Source organism: Amycolatopsis sp. NPDC089917, assembly GCF_040684635.1.
In the GTDB taxonomy this organism is placed as follows: Bacteria; Actinomycetota; Actinomycetes; order Mycobacteriales; family Pseudonocardiaceae; genus Amycolatopsis.
The window spans coordinates 34,523-50,594 of record NZ_JBFBGL010000004.1; the positions used below are offsets into that span (position 1 = coordinate 34,523).

The window sequence follows — 16,072 nt, forward strand, 5'->3', positions numbered from 1 at the left end:
TCGTGGCCGCCGGTGAATCGGCCGGAGACGCCCTGCGGCTGGCCGAACGTCATCCGGGCGCCGCGTCGCACGTCCTGCTGATCGACCCGGTGCCGGACGAGTCGTCGGAACTGGCCGAGCGGGTGCGTTCCGCCGGGACCATGGTGGAGGTACTCCCCCACAGCACCGGCGAACCGTACAACCGGATCCCGCCGCCGCTGCCTTCACGCCGGTAGCGATGTCAGGGAGGGCGGGCGCGGCCGAGGGTCAGGCGCTCGCGCCGCCGTCCAGGACGATGTCGTGCCCCACGACGTACGCGGACTCGTCGGAAGCCAGCCAGAGCACCGCCGCGGCGATCTCCTCGACCGCGCCGATCCGGCCGAGCGGGATGACCGCGCCGAGCCGTTCGGCGCGGTCGGCCTCGGTCTCGCCGGGCCGGAACGACATACCGGTGTCGGTGGCGCCCGGGCTGACCGCGTTGATCCGGATCCCCTCGGCGATGTGGTCACGCGCGGCGGTCCGGGTCAGCACGTCGACGGCGGCCTTCGAAGCGGCGTACGCGGCCATTCCCGGAAGCCGGCTGTGCGAGCCGATGTTGGACGACATGTTGACGATGACTCCCCCGCCACCGGTCCGCATCTGCGCGATCTCGTGCTTCATGGACAGCCAGGTGCCCGTGAGGTTCGTCTGCACGACGGCCGTGAAACCGTCTTCGTCGAGATCCGCGGTCGGTGCGGGACTGCCGAGGACCCCGGCGTTGTTGAACGCGATGTCGAGTTTGCCGTGCCGCCGCACGGTTTCGGCGACCAGGCGCTCGACTTCGGCGCCGACGCTCACGTCCGCTGTCACCGCGTCGGCCACGCCGCCGTCGGCCTCGATCTCCTTCACCGTCTGACGCAGTTTCTCGCCGTCCCGGCCGGAAACGACGACCTGAGCGCCTTCGCCTGCGAAGGCCGCCGCCGTGGCGCGGCCGATCCCGGAACCTCCCCCGGTGACCAGGACGACCTTGCCGCTGAATCGCTTCCCCACAGTGGACACTGTACTCAACTTTCTAGTCCGATCGTTCCATTATCAACGTTTGCGAGCGGCTTCGACGACAGCGATGGCCTGCTTCGCCGTCGCCTTGGCCCGCGCCGCGGGATCCGGCCCCTTGCTCAGCACGCGCATCCCCTGGAGGACGGTGAGCAGGAAGCCGGCGAGCTCCTCCGGATCGACGGCGTCGTCGAGCTCCCCCTGCGCCTTGGCCCGGCTCAACGCCATCCGCAGGGCCATCTCGAGCGCGTCCCAGCTGCGCTCGACCGCGCGGACGACCTCGGGATCCCCCGGCATCATCTCCATGGCCGCGGTGACCACGAAACAGCCTTTCCGCCCTGACTCGCCGAGGATTTCGGCGAGATAGCGGTCGATGAGCCTTCGCACCCCCGCGACCGCGGGCCCCGGCCCGGCGAAGTCTTCGACGAACCGCTCGTTGCCCCGGGCGATGTAGCGGTTCAGCACGGTCAGGTACAGCTCGCGCTTGGTGCCGAACGTCGCGTAGAGACTCGCCTTGCCGATGCCGAGTTCGGCGACGAGGTCGCTGACCGAGGTGGCCTCGTACCCCTTCCGCCAGAACAGCTCCAACGCCGCTTCGCAGGCCGCGTCGACGTCGAATTCCTTCACCCGGGACATGACAGAAGCTTAGCCACATCTGGACCGATCGGTCAAATAAGCGAGAACGGAAGTTTCGCGTGACTGGGCGGACGTCACGTGTGATCCGGCGGACGACACGCGTGACTGGATGGACGACACGCGCACGCGGCCTGGCGCGGCCTCACGAGAAGCCGGTGCTGCGAAAGCGGCTTTCGCAACGCTTTCCGGGCAGAGCCTTCAGGACCCGGAGTCGTAGGCCGACCGGGCCTCTTCCACCTTCGGCAGGTTCTCCGCGGACCAGTCCGCGAGAGTCGCGAACAGCGGCGCCAGGCTCCGGCCCAGCTCACTGATCTCGTACTCGACCCGGGGCGGCACCTCGGCGTGATAGGTCCGTGTGAGGAGACCGTCGCGTTCCAGTTGCCGGAGCCGCTGGGTCAGCACCTTCGGCGTGATCGAGCCGATGCGCCGCTCGAGTTCGACGAACCGCTGCCTGCCGAATTCGTTGAGCGTCCACAGGATCGGCGTGGTCCAGCGACTGAAGACGAGGTCGACCACCGGGGCGATCGGGCAGGCCTGCTCAGGTGTCGTCAGGGCATCGGCGCGCATGAAGCCAAGGTACGCGGGTTGCGGAGTTGTCATGATCCAGACACCCAATCACCCCACCAATGCGCGTAACGTTCTGTTATGGACTTGACCACCGAAAGGCTCATCGTCCGTGCCTGGTCCGAGGACGACGCCGAAGCCGCGCTGGCGATCTACGGCACCACCGACGTGACCCGCTGGCTCACCCCGGCGATGGACCGCGTGACCGACGCCGCGGCCATGCGTTCGGTTCTGCAGGCCTGGCAACAGGCGCAGCCCAATCTCGTGCCACCGCGCGGAAGATGGGCGATCCAGCGCAAGGCGGACGGCGCGGTCGTCGGCGGGCTGGGCATCCACCTGCTGCCACCGTACGAAGAGGACCTGGAAGTCAGCTGGCAGCTGCATCCGGACGCCTGGGGCGAGGGGTACGCGTCCGAAGCCGCCCGCGCCCTGATCGGCTGGGCGTTCACCCAGGACACCGACGAACTCTTCGCCGTCGCGCGGCCGGCCAACGAACGCGCGATCGCGACCGCGAAACGGCTCGGGATGGTCTGGGTCGGGGAAACCGAGAAGTACTACGGACTTCGCCTGCAGGTGTACCGGATCCGGCACACGGACATCGTCTAGTCCACTCGGGACACTTCGCCCGTCGTCGAGACCGCGTGCCCCGCGCCGCGCCCGTCCGCCGTGGCGACGATCCGTCCCCGCTCGACCCGGACCGCGGCCTCGGTCTCGTCGCTGACCGCGAGCACCCCCGCGGCCGCCGCCAGCGTCCCGGTCACGTCACACACCACCCGTACTCCCGGCCACGACGACTCGGGGAAAGCCTGCCGCAGACCGCCGCAGAGCTCCGCGACGATCAGCCGGGTCAACGGCACCAGTTCGTCGGGCTCGCTGGTCACCGCGACGACGGTGACCTCACCACCGAACGCGCGCACGGCCTCTTCCGCGGCGGCCAGCCGATGGCTGCCCAGGACGACGACCACCCCGTCGGCGGGCACGAACGGTTCGGCCCGCAGCAGATCCAGCGCCTCGGGCGGTGACCACGGCCGGTCCTCGGCCTGCGCGGCGGGAGCGATCACCGGTGTCGCCCACCAGTCGTTGAAGGCCAGCCCCGCCAGCCGTTCGCAGGCGCTCACGATGTCGAACGGTTCGACGAGCCCCGGAGCGACGGCCGCCAGCTGACCGGCCCCGTGCACCGTGGTCAGCACGGTCTCCGCGAGCCGGACCCGGCGCGGGATCGGCGCTCCCGCGGGACGATCCGGCGGGTCGAGCCGCTCCAGCGCGAGTCCGAGCAGCAGCCCGTTGAGCTTCACCAGCTGCGCGAACGGGCGCCGGATCCGCTCGTCCGCGAGCACCTCCGGCATCAGGTCGCGTGTGAGACCCGCCTGCCCGTCGTCCAGGGGAAGCGCCGCGACCCGCGCCCTGGCCAACGCGCCCAGCGCGTCCCGGAGCGTCTTGCCCGGCGTGGCGTGCGGCGCTCCGGCCGACTGTTCCGCCAGCTCGGCCAGGACGGCGAGGTACAGCGCGCGTTTTCCGGGGAAGTTCGAGTAGACCGCGCCGCGGGTGAGCTCCGCGCGTTCGGCGATGACGTCGATCTTGGCGTCCCGGAAACCCTGGTCCGCGAACTCGTCACGCGCGGCGGCCAGCACCTTCGCGCGATTGCGCTCCTGCGTCTCCGCCCTGCTCAGCCGGACCATCGGCCTCCCGTCACCCCGCGCGATTGCCCTCGGACCCAGTTCAAGATACCTTGGCCATTCAGATGATGAGAACATCTGTTTTGAACATCCGAACTGGGAGAGCCGCCTTGTCCGAAGTTCCCGAGATCCAGCTGACCGACCCCGAGGTCCTGCGCGATCCGTTCACCGCGTACGGCCCGGCCCGCGAGCGCTCCCCGATCGCCAAGCTCGCCGCGCCGGGGTTCTCGATGTGGGCGGTCCTGCGCCACGAAGAGGCACGGAAGATGCTGAGCGACCCGCGCTTCGCGCTGAGCCCGAGCAGCTACCAGCCGATGGACATCCCCGAGCACTGCCGTCCGTACATGCGGTCCATGCAGACGGTCGAGGGTCCGGAGCACCTCCGGCTCCGGCGCCTGGTCACCCCCGCGTTCACCCCGCGCAAGGCCGCCGCGCTCCGCCCGGGGATCGAGCGGCTCGTGGACGACCTCCTCGACGGTTTCGCCGGGCGAAGTGAGATCGACCTGGTCACGGCCTTCGCGCGGCCGTTGCCGATGGACGTGATCTGCGCACTGGTCGGCATCCCCGAAGCCGGCCGCCCGCGCTGGCGCGAGTACGGCGCGATGGTCGCGGCCGGCGACGGAGCGGGACTCGCGAACGCGGTCCCGGGCATCGTCGAAGACTCACTCGCCGCCATCGCGGACCGGAAGGCCGGCGCGGGCGACGACATCGTCTCCCAGCTGCTCCTGATCCACGCCGAAGACGGCGACAGGCTCAGCGAAACGGAACTCGTCTCACTGGTCTGGCAGCTCGTCCTCGGCGGCCAGGTGCCCGGCATCCTCATCGCCAACGCCGTCGAGGTCCTGCTCTCCCACCCCGGACAGCTGGCCGAGCTCCGCGAAGACCCCACTCTGATGCCCGGGGCGGTCGAGGAGCTGATGCGCTGGTGCAGCCCGCAGTTGCTGACGGTCCCCCGGATCACCACGACAGAGGTCCGGATCGGCGACGTCACGATCCCAGAAGGAGAACCCGTTACCGTCGCGATCGCCGCGGCCAACCGGGACCCGAGGGCGTTCGGAGACCCGGACGTCCTCGACATCCGCCGTGCGGCGGGCCCCGCCTGGCACCTGGCGTTCGCCCACGGCCCGCATTTCTGCCTCGGCGCCTCGCTGGCCAGGGTGCAGACCGAAGTCGCGCTCACCGCGCTGCTGCGCCGGTTCCCCGATCTCGCGCTCGCCGACGGCCTGCTGCGGATCCCGGACCCGGGCACCTGGCGGCTGAACGCGCTGCCGGTCAGGCTGCACGCGACGGTTGCAAACTGAAACACGTTCTAATAATGTGCGATCGGTGAAACACGGGATCGTACTGTTCACCAGTGACCGGGGCATCACCCCGGCGGCCGCCGCACGGGCGGCGGAAGCCGCGGGCTTCGACACCTTCCACGTCCCCGAACACACGCACATCCCGGTCAAACGGGAGGCTCCGCATCCGCGCACCGGCGACTCGTCGCTGCCCGACGACCGCTACCTGCGCACGCTGGACCCGTGGGTCGCGCTGGCGACGGCGGCCTCGGTGACCACGCGGATCAGGCTCGCGACGGCGGTGGCCCTCCCGGTCGAGAGCGACCCGATCACGCTGGCGAAGACGATCGCCAGCCTCGATCATCTCTCGGCCGGGCGGGTCACCCTCGGCGTCGGCTTCGGCTGGAACGTCGACGAACTGGCCGATCACGGCGTCCCGGCGAACAAACGGCGCACGGTCCTGCGCGAGTACGTCGAGGCGATGCGCGCGCTCTGGACGGACGACGAAGCCTCGTACGCGGGCGAGTTCGTCTCGTTCGGCGCGAGCTGGGCGTGGCCGAAACCGGCTCAGGCCCACATCCCGGTGATCGTCGGCGCGGGCGGGACGGAGAAGACGTTCCGCTGGATCGCGAAGTCGGCCGACGGCTGGCTCACCACCCCCGGCGACACGGACATCGAGGACAAGGCCCGGCGGCTGCGCGAGATCTGGCACGAAGCCGGGCGTGCCGGCGAGCCGGAGATCTCGGCGCTCGGCGTCCGCCCGGATCCGGAGAACCTGGCGAAGCTCGAAGCTGCAGGCGTCACCGAGACGATCTTCGGCCTCCCGGATCGCTCCCCCGACGAGGTCGAGGCCTGGCTCGGCCGCCTCGCCGGGAAGCTCAGCCTGCCCGCTGCGAGTCGATGAGCCAGCGGCCGTCCTGCTGGACCAGGTTGAAGGTCTCCCGCCCGGACGTGGTCTCGCCGGACGCCTTGACGTAGGTGAGCCTCGCCGACACGGTGTTGCCGGATTCGGACACGTCCGCCACGGTCACCGAGCGGTACCCCTTCCAGTAGCTCGAATACCGTTCGAAGCTCTGGTTCCTGGTGCGCTTGAAATTGTCGGACAACCCCGCGAACCCGGCCTGCAGGTTCCCCGGGATGAGCGTGTAGTAAGCCGACAGTGCCTGCCCCGGCGTCTGCGCCGGAGGAGGCGAGGAAGAGGACGGCGGCGTCGTAGGCGGTGGTGACGACGGGGGCACCGAAGACGACGAAGGCGGCGGGGCGGCCGACTCCGAAGACGGCGGCGGCGTGGCGCTCTGCGACTGCGAGGCCGGCGGCGCCGAGCCGGACGGGGTGTCCTCACCGCGGTTGAGCACCACGACCACGGCCGCGGCGGCCGCCGCCGCGAGCACGAGGAACACGACGATGACGCCGACCAGCATCCCCTTGCGCGCCTTCGGCGGCGGTTCCTCGGCGACGAGCGTCGTCGGCTCCCCCGCCGCCAGAGCCCGCAGCTCGCGTTCGGTCTCGCTCATCGTCGGCCTGCTGTCCGGGCGGACGTCGAGAAGGCGGTTCAGCAGCGGCGTCAGGATCCCCGACTTGGTCGGCGGAGTGATCTCACCGCTCGACGCGCGGTACAGCAGCGCGATCGGGTTCTCCGCCGTGCCGTACGGCGTGCCGCCTTCGAGCGCGGTGTACAGCGTCGCGCCCAGCGAGAACACGTCGGAAGCGGACGTGGCGTCCTCGCCGCGAGCGACCTCGGGCGCCAGGAAGGCCGGCGTCCCGGAGATCTCGCCGGTCGCGGTGAGCTGGACGTCGCCCATCGCCCGCGAGATGCCGAAGTCGGTGATCTTGACGGTGTCGTCGTCGCCGAGCAGGACGTTCCCGGGCTTGATGTCGCGGTGGACGATGCCCGCCCGGTGCGCGGCGGCCAGCGCCGAGCACAGCTGGATGGCGAGCCGGATGACGTCGTCGACCTCCATCGGCCCGTCACGCAGTTTGTCCGCGAGGCTGGTCGAGGGCAGGTACTCCATGATGATCCACGGGCGGTCCTGCTCGTCGATCACCCCGAAGACGGTGATGGCGTGCGGATGCACCAGCCGCGCGGCGATCCTGGCCTCGCGCAGCGCGCGGTTCTTGGCCTCGTCGGCCTTCTGCTCCCCCTGCCCGTGCGGCAGCAGGAGTTCCTTGACCGCGACCGTGCGCTCCAGGTTGTCGTCGCGCGCCCGCCACACGGTGCCCATGGAGCCACCGCCGACGGGCTCGATGAGATCGAACCGGTCGGCGAGGCGGCGGATCTCCTCCATTGTCGACGTCCCCCTGGAGCTGTGGTGTTCGCGCGAACCTTGCCAGCATGCCAGGAACTCGCCGGGACACCGGACCCGGCACGGTGGTTTCCGACGCGGTGTCGGTCACGTCGGTGATCGGACCGTTCAGCGGAACCCCGCCTCCGATGTGGCCTGACTTCGGGAAAGGGCGGCGATGCGGGAACCCATCGGCGGACGCGGCGTGCTCGAAGGCGCGTTCACGGTGCTCGACGCACTCGACGAGCACGGCGGGCAGGCCGGGCTGGCACAGCTCGTGCGGGCCACGGGGCTCCCGAAGACCACCGTGCACCGGCTCCTCGACCAGCTGGCCGACCTCGGCGCCGTCGAGCGGTCGGGGCGCGGCTACCGGATCGGCTCGCGGGTGTTCCGGCTCGGCAGGCACTGGCAGCCCGAGCTACGGGACCTGGCCAAGGAATGGCTGCCGGTGCTTTCGGCGCGGATGCGCGCGAGCCTGGTGCTCGTGGTGCCGCGAGAGGGCCACGCGCTGGTCGCGGCCGGAGCGGTGCTGCCCGCCGACGACGTCCCCGTGTGGCCGGGCACCCCTCTGCCGCCGGGGACCGCCGCCGGATGGTTGCTCGCCGCCCACCATCCCGCACTGGCGGAACCGGACACCGGCGCGCTGGACATCCGCGCGACCGGGTACGCGACCGAGTCGGAGACCGTCACCGCGGGGCTCGGCTGCGCCGCCGTCGGCGTGAGGACACCGGACGGCCGGATCGGCGCGGCCCTCGCCGCCGTCCTGCCCGCCCGGCGCGACCCGGTTTTGGTGGTCGCCGGACTGGCGGGGCACCGCGCGTTCCTTCGGCGCCGCGCTCGCCGAGCACGCACCGCCGAAACGGGCCGGATGATCGACGAACCCCGAACAAACCCCGAACAACCCGAAAACCGGCACACCGCCGAAATAGGACGGAATTTTTCCGACGAAAATCGCCGGAATCGTCTCACCCAGCGTCCCCGCCCGACAGCTCCGCGTACCGAAACCGCACCGGATCGCCCTCGTCAGAACGTTTCCGTGACCGATCGCCTACCCGGCGACCGTCCGAACGGGAATTGAATCACCGTTTTTCCGTCCCGTTCGGCGTTTTCCAGACAGAAGCGCCGCACGTACGGTGCAGGAATTCTTTCGACCAAGGAGGGAATTCCTTGAAAAGGCACTTTCTGAAAAGGCGCTCTTCGAAAAAACGGAGCGCCGCCGCTCTTCTCGTCATGATGTTCGTGGCCTCCTCCGCCACGGCCGTCCCGGCGCAGGCAGCGGACTTCTCCGGCCGCCCGGTCGTGGCGGGCATCGACCTGGAGCGGGCGACGATCCCGGACCTGCAGCGGGCGATGCGCTCCGGACGGCTCTCCTCGGTCGAACTGACCACCTTCTACCTGCAGCGGATCCGCAAACTGAATCCGACGCTGCACGCGGTGCTCACCACGAACCCGGACGCGCTGCGGCTCGCCGCGGAAAGCGACGCGAGGCGGCACCGGCACCGGTCGAAGGGACCGATGGACGGTATTCCGGTGCTGCTCAAGGACAACATCGACACCGCGGACCGGCAGCCGACCACGGCGGGCTCGACGGCGCTGCTGAAATCCCGTCCGTACCGTGACGCCGGCGTCGTCCAGAACCTGCGCGAGGCCGGGGCGGTCATCCTCGGCAAGGCCAATCTGTCGGAATGGTCGAGCTACCGGTCCACCAGTTCGTCGAACGGCTGGAGCCCGCTCGCGGGCCAGACCGCCAACCCCTACGTCCTCGACCGCAACCCGTGCGGCTCGTCGTCCGGTCCCGGGGTCGCCGTCGCGGCGCATCTGGCGACCGTCGCCGTCGGGACCGAAACGGACGGCTCGATCAGCTGCCCGTCCGGCGCCAACGGCATCGTCGGCGTCAAACCGAGCCTCGGGCTGGTCAGCCGCAGCGGGATCGTGCCGGTGTCGAAGCAGCAGGACACCGCTGGCCCGATGGCGCGCAACGTGGTCGACGCCGCGATCCTCCTCGCGGCCCTCAACGGCGCCGACCGCCGTGACCCGATCACCGTCGACGCTGCCCGGCAGTCCCTCGACGACTACACGAAGTTCCTGCGCCCCAACGCCTTGCGCGGCAAGCGGATCGGCGTCTGGCGTGAGGTCTTCACCCCGGACGACACGACGAAGGCGGCGTTCGAGCAGGCGCTGGGCAAGCTGCGGAAGCTCGGCGCGACCACGGTGGAGATCACCATCCCCTATCTGGACGTCATCGCGGCGAACGAGTTCCCCGCGATCAGGACCGAGTTCAAGCACGACATGAACGCCTATCTCGCGTCCACCGGCGGCGAGCACCCCGCCGACCTGGCCGGGCTGATCCAGTACAACCTGGACCACGCGGCGGTCGAGATGCCGTACTGGACGCACAATCTGTGGGACCGGTCGCAGGCCACCACCGGCGATCTGAACGATCCGGCCTACCGCGCGATGCGTGAAGCGGCGACGAACGCGGCCCGGCGTGGCCTCGACGAGACGCTGCGCGGCAACAAGCTGGACGCGATCGTGGCGCCGACCAACAACGCCGCGTGGAAGACACAGCTCGGTGTCGGCGACGGCGCGCTGCTCATCGATTCGTCGGGCCCGGCGGCGGTGTCGGGCTACGCCAACATGACCGTCCCGATGGCGTATTCCGGACCGCTGCCGCTGGGGCTGTCGATCATGGGCGGGCGGTTCAGCGAACCATCACTGCTGGCCATCGCGTACGCCTTCGAGCAGGACACGAAGGTCCGTCGCCTCCCGGCCTTCATCCCGTCCATCGGCTGAGCCCTGTCCGTGAAGGCCTCCTTGAGGGACTCTGGGTCCCTCAAGGAGGCCTTCACGGACGAGCGTGGCCCAGGTAGGCGAGGCTGCGTTCGGCCTCCGCGACTGCGCAGTCGCGCTCGACGTGACCGTCGATCACGAGCGTGGCCAGCCCGTGTAGCAGGCACCACAGCGTGACGGCGAAACCGCCCGGGTCGTTCCGCTCGCCCACCCGGTCCGCCAGCAGCGCACAGGTCTCGCGGTGTGCCTCGGCGAGCTCCGGATACGCGGCACGGTCACCGATCCCGGCGCCCACCATCAGCCGGTACAGCGCGGGATTCTCCAGCGCGAAGCCGAGGTAGGAATGCCCGAGCGCGGTCACCGTCCCGGCGCCGCAGCCACGCAGGCGATCGTGCAATTCGGCGTGCCCCTCCAGCGCGACAGCCACCAGCAACGCGTCCTTGTCGCGGAAATGCCGGTACGGCGCCGCGGTGGACGCGCCCACCTTCGCGACCGTACCGCGCAGGCTCACCCCCTCGGGACCTCGCTCGACGAGCACCTCCCGTGCGGCCATGACGAGCGCACGACGAAGGTCCCCGTGGTGATAGGAACGTTTGACGACCATGGCGGACCCCCCAGCCCTTGCTGCCACGCGAACGCCTCACCCTAGCGGAGGAAACGCTCCGGTGGAGCCGGAGATCCGATCACCGCTGTCACGTGTTCGCCAGATCGGCCACGACGTCCGTGGTGGCTTTCGCGACACGGCCGCCGGGGTATCTAGAACGACCCGAATCACTCACGACACCGGATGATCCGCGAGGTCGTTCGCCGCGACGTACCCGAAGGTCATCGCCGGGCCGATCGTCGATCCCGCGCCCGCGTAACTGGGGCCCATCACCGCCGCGCTGGCGTTCCCGGCCGCGTACAGGCCGGGGATGACCGACCCGTCGGCCCGCAAGACCCGCGCCCGCGCGTCGGTGCGCATCCCGCCCTTGGTGCCGAGATCGCCAGGGACGATCTTGAACGCGTAGAACGGCGGTTCCCAGAGCGCGGCGAGACACGAGTTCGGCAGGACGTGCGGATCGGTGTAGTAGTGGTCGTAGACGCTGGCACCACGATGAAAGTCACCGTCCACACCGGACAGTGCCTGACCGTTGAACCGGTTGACCGTGGCGCGCAACGCCTGCGGCGGCACGCCGATCGCGGAGCCGAGCGCCTCCACGGTCCACGCCTTCTTGACCGCGCCCGCCGCGTACCACTCATCGGGAAGCGGCAGCAGCGGCGCGACGTCGCGGAAGAGGTATCGGTTGCGGTAGTGCTGGTCGACGACCAGCCACGCCGGGATGGTGGGCGACGCCGGGTTCCGGTCGTACATCGTGTGCACGACGTCGCTGTACGGCGCCGCTTCGTTGACGAACCGCTTCCCCGCCGCGTCGACCATCAGCCCGCCGGGCAGTGTCCGCTCGGCGAGGCAGAAGTACGGCTCGCCCGGGAGCGGGATCGCCGGTCCCCACCACGCGTCGTCCATCAGGTCCAGCGCCGCTCCGGCGCGCTTGCCCGCGAGGATCGCGTCCCCGGTGTTCGACCGGGCGCCGACAGTCCATTGTGTACCGATCGGCTGGCGCTGGTACTCCGCCCGCATGGCGGCGTTGTGCTCGAATCCGCCGGACCCGACGATGACGCCGCGCCGGGCCTTCACCACGCCCGCGGCGACGGTCACCCCGGTGACCTTCCCGTTCTCGATGACGAGATCGGTCAACGGCGTGTTCAGCCGGACCGGGACACCGGCGCGCTGGAGCCCGGCCCGCAGTCCGGCGGCCAGCGACTGCCCCATGGTGAGCGGTTTCTGCCCGGCGAGCGCGGCCGCCGTCCCGCGGGCGAGGCAGGCGGCGGCCACCGCGGCGCCCTTCGGGTTGACCGCGGCCAGCGCGAGCCATTTGTAGTCGGCGCTGAACACGACCATCCCCGCGGGCGTCGCGAGATAAGGCGGGTTCAGGTTGGCCAGTTCGGCGCCGAGGACGTTCCCATCGAGCTGATCGGGCTCGATCGAGCGGCCGTCCGGCATCCCGCCGGGCAGTTCCGGGTAGTAGTCGCTGTAGCCCTCCATCCACCGGAACCGCAGCGGGCTGTTCGCCATCACGAACGACAGCATCGCCGGGCCGTTGGCGAGGAACGCCTGCTGCCGCGAGGCGGGGATCGACGGGCCGACCACGGCGGCCAAGTACCGTGCGGCCTGTTCCGGGGTGTCACGGACGCCGGCCTCGGCCAGCACCGGGTTGCACGGAATCCAGATCCCCGCCCCCGACCGGGCGGCCGAGCCACCGAACTTCGCCGCCTTCTCCAGCACGACGCAGCTGAGCCCGCGCTTGGCCGCCGTCAGCGCCGCGGTCATCCCCGCCGCGCCCGCGCCGACCACGACGACGTCGTACTCGCCGAGCACCGCGGCGTCGGCCGAAGCCGTCCCGGCGAACGGCAGGCCCGCAGCGAGCGCGATTCCGGCGCCCGCTGCGGTACCACGCAGGATCTGCCGCCGGGACAAGCGGTTCTCGGGCTCCATGAGTCCTCCTCGCGTGGCGATCGAGCGAGGTCATGTTCTCCGGACGAAGGCCAAAGTGAAACAAGTTCTACCCGCTTGGAGCAGGCGCCGACAGTCGGGCTCGGCCGGTCACCTCAACCGGCACGGACATTCGGGCGAACCGTTCAGTCCTGCGCGCGAACCAGGTCCAGCGCGCGGCCGAGGGTGGCGAGCCGATCGGCGACCGTCTCGCCCGCCGGGTACAGCCGGACCGTGCCGACCCCGGCGGCACGCCAGACGCGCAGCCGTTCGGCCACCATCGGTTCGGTGCCGATCAGCGTCGTGCCGAGCACCATCTCGTCGGTCACCAGCCCGGCCGCGCCTTCGCGGTCGCCCGCCTGCCAGCGCTCCCGCACCGCCGCGGCGACCTCCGCCCAGCCTTGCCGGCTGTAGGCGTTGTTGTAGAAGTTCGTCTTCGCCGAACCCATCCCGCCGAGACTGAACGCGAGTTCGGCCTTGCGGCCGGCGACCATCCCGCGCAGCTCGTCCTCGTCCCGGGCGAAAGCGACCTCCGCGCCTTGGCAGACTTCGAGGTCCGCCCGAGACCGGCCCGCCTTCGCGAGGCCGGCGTCGAGATGCGAGAAGTAGGCTTGCGCCCCTTCCGGGACGAAACTCGTGCCCAACCAGCCGTCCGCGATCTCCCCGGTCAGCTCCAGCAACTTCGGCGACAGCGTGGCCAGATGGATCGGGATGCCCGGATTCGGCGTCGTCGACAGCCGCATCGGCCTGCTCTCACCCGGCAGCGGGATCTCGAACTCCGCGCCGGAGAACGAGATCTTCTCGCCCGCGAACGCCTGGCGGATGATCGTGACCGTTTCCCGCATCCGCGTCAGGGGCCGGGCGAACGAAACGCCGTGCAGGCCCTCGATCACCTGCGGCCCCGAGGCGCCGAGCCCGAGGGCGAACCGGCCGCCGGAAAGCTCCGAAAGCGTCAGCGCGGCCTGCGCGATCGCCACCGGGGTCCGCGTGCCGAGCTGGATGATGCCCGAGCCGAGCCGGATGCGCTCGGTGCGCGCGGCGAGATAGCCGAGCACGGACGGCGCGTCGGAACCCCACGCCTCGGCGACCCAGCAGTCGTCGAGACCGAGTTTTTCCGCCTCCAGCACGAAATCCAGCGTCTCCCGCCAGCCGCGCGAAGCCTCGACCGTGGTCGCCGCCCGCATCACGCGCGGCCCGCCTCGGCCCGCTCCTTGATCGCCGCGAGGGTCCCGGTCATCGCCTTTTCGAACTCGCGCAGCCGGACGAAGACGATCTTCTCCTCCTTGTCCGGCATCTGGTCGATGGCCAGCGAGAGTCCCGACCGCCCGGGCCCCAGCTGCATCCATTGCCGCAGCTTCGTCCCGCCGTTCTCGGGCTCCAGCGTGAAGCGCCACAGGGCGGTGGGGGTTTCGGGATCCATCACGGCCCAGGTGAAGACCCGCGGCTCGTCGCATTCAACGACGTGCGAGGTGGTTTCCCACTCGCCGAGCGCGTCGTGCCTGTTGCGGCCGACGAACCGCCTGCCGACCGCGGCCCCGCCGTCGGCGCCGTCGCACCATTCGGCCGCCTGGAGTTCCTGGCTCATCTCCGGCATCAGCCGGACGTCGGAGACGATCGCCCAGACCCGCTCCGGATCCGCGTCGACCCACGCCTGGACCTCGACCGTCGGTTTGTCGGCGTACTTGGCGCCCGTCCACTCCATCGTGATCCCGCCTCCCGTGCTCGTGACCTCGATAGTTTCGTAGATAGACTTAGCTTGTCAAACCGTCCTGCGCGGCGAAGCGGCGCAGGACGTCGGGCCGGCTCGCGAGCTTCGGCGGGTAGCCCGCCCCGAGCCGCGCCCGCGTGTTCCCGGCGGTGAGCGGCCCGGCGCAGTGCGCGCAGACGACCTCGGCGTGCGTGTCGTGGCCGCACGTGTCGTGATGAAGCGTGATCGGCGGCCCGGCCTCTTCGGCGAGCCAGCGGTCACCCCAGCGCGACATCGCGGCGAGCACGCCGTAGAAATCCGCGCCCTTCTCGGTCAGCACGTAGTCGTAACGGACCGGTTCGGCCTGGTAGGCGCGCTTTTCCAGCAGCCCTTCACCGACGAGGCGGCGCAGCCGGTCGGCGAGGGTGTTCCGCGCGATGCCGAGTTCCTGCTGGAACTCGTCGAACCTGCGGATCCCGTAGAACGCCTCCCGCAGGACCAGCGGCGTCCACCAGTCACCGAGCAGGTCCATGGTGCGCGCGATCGAGCACGGCCACTGCGCGAACGAAGTCCGTTTCATACCTGCGAGCCTACGCCCGACGAAATTGATCCGGTCATTGCTCCACCCATTCCGCGATACTCATGCAGCGGCACGAAATGTTGCGATCCGATCAAGAAGATCCCGCGCATTAATATCACCCACTCTCTTCCTCACGCATTCCGACAGCGGCCGCAAACGATCCCGCGTCCGCGCGGAACGGATTCCGTACGCGATCTCCATCGCGGCGAGGCCGACCTCCGCCGCCTGGTCGAGATCGCCTTCCAGCGCGTGGTCCACCGCCAGCCAGATCATCGTCAGCGACCGGCTGCGCACCATGTCCGGGCCGTAGCCGTCGATGGCCTCCACAAGCGCGGGAATGGCCTCACGACTGTGACGGACGTCGACGATTCTGGCGAGCTCGGTGCGCACCGTGCCGATCATCGCGGCCATGTCGTTGACGGTGAAGAAAGCAGACCAGGACGGCACAGTGTCCCCGAGCGAACCGGCGAACTGTTCCGAGGCAAGGGAAATCTTGTCCAGCGCCTGCCGGACCTCACCGAGCAGCGCGTAGGCCCATGCCTCGTTCGCCGACAGGATCGCCTGCGACAACGGCCTTCCCGCCCGGCGCGCCGCGAGCTGGCCGCGACCGAACTGCTCCAGCGCCTCCGCCGGGGAACGGTGGTGAAGATACATCCGGCCGAGCCGGTAGCGGATGTTGGCGACGAGATCGTCGTTGCCGGACCGCCCCGCGAGATCGAGCGCGCGGCGGAAGTGCCGCTCCGCCCTGACCGGGCGGCCGGAGTCGAATTCCGTCCAGCCCTTGAGGTTGTGCAGATCCGCGACCACACCCGCCAGCCGCCGGGCCTGCGCTTCGGACATCATCCCCCGCCGCAGTGCCGCGCCGTATGGCTCCAGCACGCGCAGCAGTTCCCGGCAGGATCCGCCACCCTCTCGATAGTCACGCGCCCGGAGCGCGGCGATGACGCCCTCCAGCCGGTCGATGTCGGCCTGCCCGACCCGCATCGGGAGCCGCTCAATCACGGCGGCGCCCCTGGGCCCGCGACCGGGCAGG

The 16,072-nt window shown here is 70.2% G+C and carries 17 protein-coding genes; 6 read left to right on the forward strand and 11 right to left on the reverse strand.

What is annotated here, in order from left to right; all coding sequences use genetic code 11:
* The first annotated feature begins 2 nt into the window (after nt 1–2).
* Entirely contained in the window at nt 3–215 is a 213-nt protein-coding gene (locus AB0N89_RS04755; protein ID WP_364200216.1) for a hypothetical protein, read from the forward strand.
* 31 nt (nt 216–246) lie between these two features.
* On the opposite strand, the gene AB0N89_RS04760 is transcribed toward AB0N89_RS04755, so the two are convergent.
* The 3 genes from AB0N89_RS04760 to AB0N89_RS04770 all read right to left on the reverse strand — a co-directional run bounded on the left by AB0N89_RS04760 (nt 247) and on the right by AB0N89_RS04770 (nt 2,214).
* Entirely contained in the window at nt 247–1,008 is a 762-nt protein-coding gene (locus tag AB0N89_RS04760) for a glucose 1-dehydrogenase (RefSeq protein WP_364200218.1), read from the reverse strand.
* A 42-nt stretch (nt 1,009–1,050) separates the two neighbouring features.
* Nucleotides 1,051–1,647, reverse strand: a complete 597-nt coding sequence (locus tag AB0N89_RS04765; protein ID WP_364200220.1) for a TetR/AcrR family transcriptional regulator — start codon at nt 1,645–1,647, stop codon at nt 1,051–1,053.
* Between the two features lie 198 nt (nt 1,648–1,845).
* The gene (locus AB0N89_RS04770) at nt 1,846–2,214 is read right to left on the reverse strand and encodes a helix-turn-helix domain-containing protein (RefSeq protein WP_364200222.1); all 369 of its coding nucleotides are present in this window, start codon (nt 2,212–2,214) and stop codon (nt 1,846–1,848) included.
* Between the two features lie 78 nt (nt 2,215–2,292).
* Here AB0N89_RS04770 and AB0N89_RS04775 point away from each other — a divergent pair, with 78 nt between their 5' ends.
* Nucleotides 2,293–2,817, forward strand: coding sequence for a GNAT family N-acetyltransferase (locus AB0N89_RS04775; RefSeq protein ID WP_364200224.1), 525 nt, complete (start codon nt 2,293–2,295; stop codon nt 2,815–2,817).
* Here the strand turns inward: AB0N89_RS04775 and AB0N89_RS04780 are convergent.
* Nucleotides 2,814–3,890: a TetR/AcrR family transcriptional regulator gene (locus AB0N89_RS04780; protein WP_364200226.1), complete on the reverse strand. Its 1,077-nt coding sequence runs from the start codon at nt 3,888–3,890 to the stop codon at nt 2,814–2,816. The two genes, AB0N89_RS04775 and AB0N89_RS04780, sit on opposite strands and share 4 nt — an antisense overlap.
* Before the next feature lie 107 nt (nt 3,891–3,997).
* Between AB0N89_RS04780 and AB0N89_RS04785 the strand changes: the two genes are divergently transcribed.
* Together AB0N89_RS04785 and AB0N89_RS04790 are read left to right on the forward strand one after the other, a co-directional pair.
* Nucleotides 3,998–5,188, forward strand: a complete 1,191-nt coding sequence (locus tag AB0N89_RS04785) for a cytochrome P450 (protein WP_364200228.1) — start codon at nt 3,998–4,000, stop codon at nt 5,186–5,188.
* Between the two features lie 25 nt (nt 5,189–5,213).
* Nucleotides 5,214–6,071 (forward strand): LLM class F420-dependent oxidoreductase, encoded by an 858-nt coding sequence (locus AB0N89_RS04790; RefSeq protein WP_364200230.1) that lies wholly within the window; start codon nt 5,214–5,216, stop codon nt 6,069–6,071.
* On the opposite strand, the gene AB0N89_RS04795 is transcribed toward AB0N89_RS04790, so the two are convergent.
* Entirely contained in the window at nt 6,046–7,452 is a 1,407-nt protein-coding gene (locus AB0N89_RS04795; protein WP_364200232.1) for a serine/threonine-protein kinase, read from the reverse strand. The two genes, AB0N89_RS04790 and AB0N89_RS04795, sit on opposite strands and share 26 nt — an antisense overlap.
* Nucleotides 7,453–7,627: 175 nt before the next feature.
* Here AB0N89_RS04795 and AB0N89_RS04800 point away from each other — a divergent pair, with 175 nt between their 5' ends.
* The gene (locus AB0N89_RS04800; RefSeq protein WP_364200234.1) at nt 7,628–8,527 is read left to right on the forward strand and encodes a helix-turn-helix domain-containing protein; all 900 of its coding nucleotides are present in this window, start codon (nt 7,628–7,630) and stop codon (nt 8,525–8,527) included.
* Between the two features lie 152 nt (nt 8,528–8,679).
* The gene (locus AB0N89_RS04805; protein WP_364200236.1) at nt 8,680–10,242 is read left to right on the forward strand and encodes an amidase; all 1,563 of its coding nucleotides are present in this window, start codon (nt 8,680–8,682) and stop codon (nt 10,240–10,242) included.
* Between the two features lie 52 nt (nt 10,243–10,294).
* Here AB0N89_RS04805 and AB0N89_RS04810 read toward each other — a convergent pair whose 3' ends face one another.
* The 6 genes from AB0N89_RS04810 to AB0N89_RS04835 all read right to left on the reverse strand — a co-directional run bounded on the left by AB0N89_RS04810 (nt 10,295) and on the right by AB0N89_RS04835 (nt 16,023).
* Complete coding sequence (locus AB0N89_RS04810) at nt 10,295–10,843, reverse strand: TetR/AcrR family transcriptional regulator (RefSeq protein WP_364200238.1); 549 nt, start codon at nt 10,841–10,843, stop codon at nt 10,295–10,297.
* A gap of 171 nt (nt 10,844–11,014) precedes the next feature.
* The gene (gene kstD / locus AB0N89_RS04815) at nt 11,015–12,775 is read right to left on the reverse strand and encodes a 3-oxosteroid 1-dehydrogenase (RefSeq protein ID WP_364200240.1); all 1,761 of its coding nucleotides are present in this window, start codon (nt 12,773–12,775) and stop codon (nt 11,015–11,017) included.
* Nucleotides 12,776–12,918: 143 nt separating this feature from the next.
* The gene (locus tag AB0N89_RS04820) at nt 12,919–13,956 is read right to left on the reverse strand and encodes an LLM class flavin-dependent oxidoreductase (RefSeq protein ID WP_364200459.1); all 1,038 of its coding nucleotides are present in this window, start codon (nt 13,954–13,956) and stop codon (nt 12,919–12,921) included.
* Entirely contained in the window at nt 13,956–14,474 is a 519-nt protein-coding gene (locus tag AB0N89_RS04825; RefSeq protein WP_364200242.1) for an SRPBCC family protein, read from the reverse strand. The genes AB0N89_RS04820 and AB0N89_RS04825 overlap by 1 nt, the downstream gene beginning before the upstream one ends.
* Nucleotides 14,475–14,523: 49 nt before the next feature.
* Nucleotides 14,524–15,039: a helix-turn-helix domain-containing protein gene (locus tag AB0N89_RS04830; RefSeq protein ID WP_364200244.1), complete on the reverse strand. Its 516-nt coding sequence runs from the start codon at nt 15,037–15,039 to the stop codon at nt 14,524–14,526.
* A 60-nt stretch (nt 15,040–15,099) separates the two neighbouring features.
* A complete protein-coding gene (locus AB0N89_RS04835; protein ID WP_364200461.1) occupies nt 15,100–16,023 on the reverse strand; it encodes a hypothetical protein in 924 nt (307 codons plus the stop codon).
* Between the last annotated feature and the right edge of the window lie 49 nt (nt 16,024–16,072).

Coding starts and splice junctions, on each gene's coding strand:
- kstD (WP_364200240.1), bottom strand. CDS start 12,775: ATGGAGCCCGAGAACCGCTTGTCCCGGCGGCAGATCCTGCGTGGTACC.
- AB0N89_RS04825 (WP_364200242.1), bottom strand. CDS start 14,474: ATGGAGTGGACGGGCGCCAAGTACGCCGACAAACCGACGGTCGAGGTC.
- AB0N89_RS04805 (WP_364200236.1), top strand. CDS start 8,680: ATGATGTTCGTGGCCTCCTCCGCCACGGCCGTCCCGGCGCAGGCAGCG.
- AB0N89_RS04780 (WP_364200226.1), bottom strand. CDS start 3,890: ATGGTCCGGCTGAGCAGGGCGGAGACGCAGGAGCGCAATCGCGCGAAG.
- AB0N89_RS04800 (WP_364200234.1), top strand. CDS start 7,628: ATGCGGGAACCCATCGGCGGACGCGGCGTGCTCGAAGGCGCGTTCACG.
- AB0N89_RS04770 (WP_364200222.1), bottom strand. CDS start 2,214: ATGCGCGCCGATGCCCTGACGACACCTGAGCAGGCCTGCCCGATCGCC.
- AB0N89_RS04765 (WP_364200220.1), bottom strand. CDS start 1,647: ATGTCCCGGGTGAAGGAATTCGACGTCGACGCGGCCTGCGAAGCGGCG.
- AB0N89_RS04810 (WP_364200238.1), bottom strand. CDS start 10,843: ATGGTCGTCAAACGTTCCTATCACCACGGGGACCTTCGTCGTGCGCTC.
- AB0N89_RS04775 (WP_364200224.1), top strand. CDS start 2,293: ATGGACTTGACCACCGAAAGGCTCATCGTCCGTGCCTGGTCCGAGGAC.
- AB0N89_RS04835 (WP_364200461.1), bottom strand. CDS start 16,023: ATGCGGGTCGGGCAGGCCGACATCGACCGGCTGGAGGGCGTCATCGCC.
- AB0N89_RS04820 (WP_364200459.1), bottom strand. CDS start 13,956: ATGCGGGCGGCGACCACGGTCGAGGCTTCGCGCGGCTGGCGGGAGACG.
- AB0N89_RS04795 (WP_364200232.1), bottom strand. CDS start 7,452: ATGGAGGAGATCCGCCGCCTCGCCGACCGGTTCGATCTCATCGAGCCC.
- AB0N89_RS04830 (WP_364200244.1), bottom strand. CDS start 15,039: ATGAAACGGACTTCGTTCGCGCAGTGGCCGTGCTCGATCGCGCGCACC.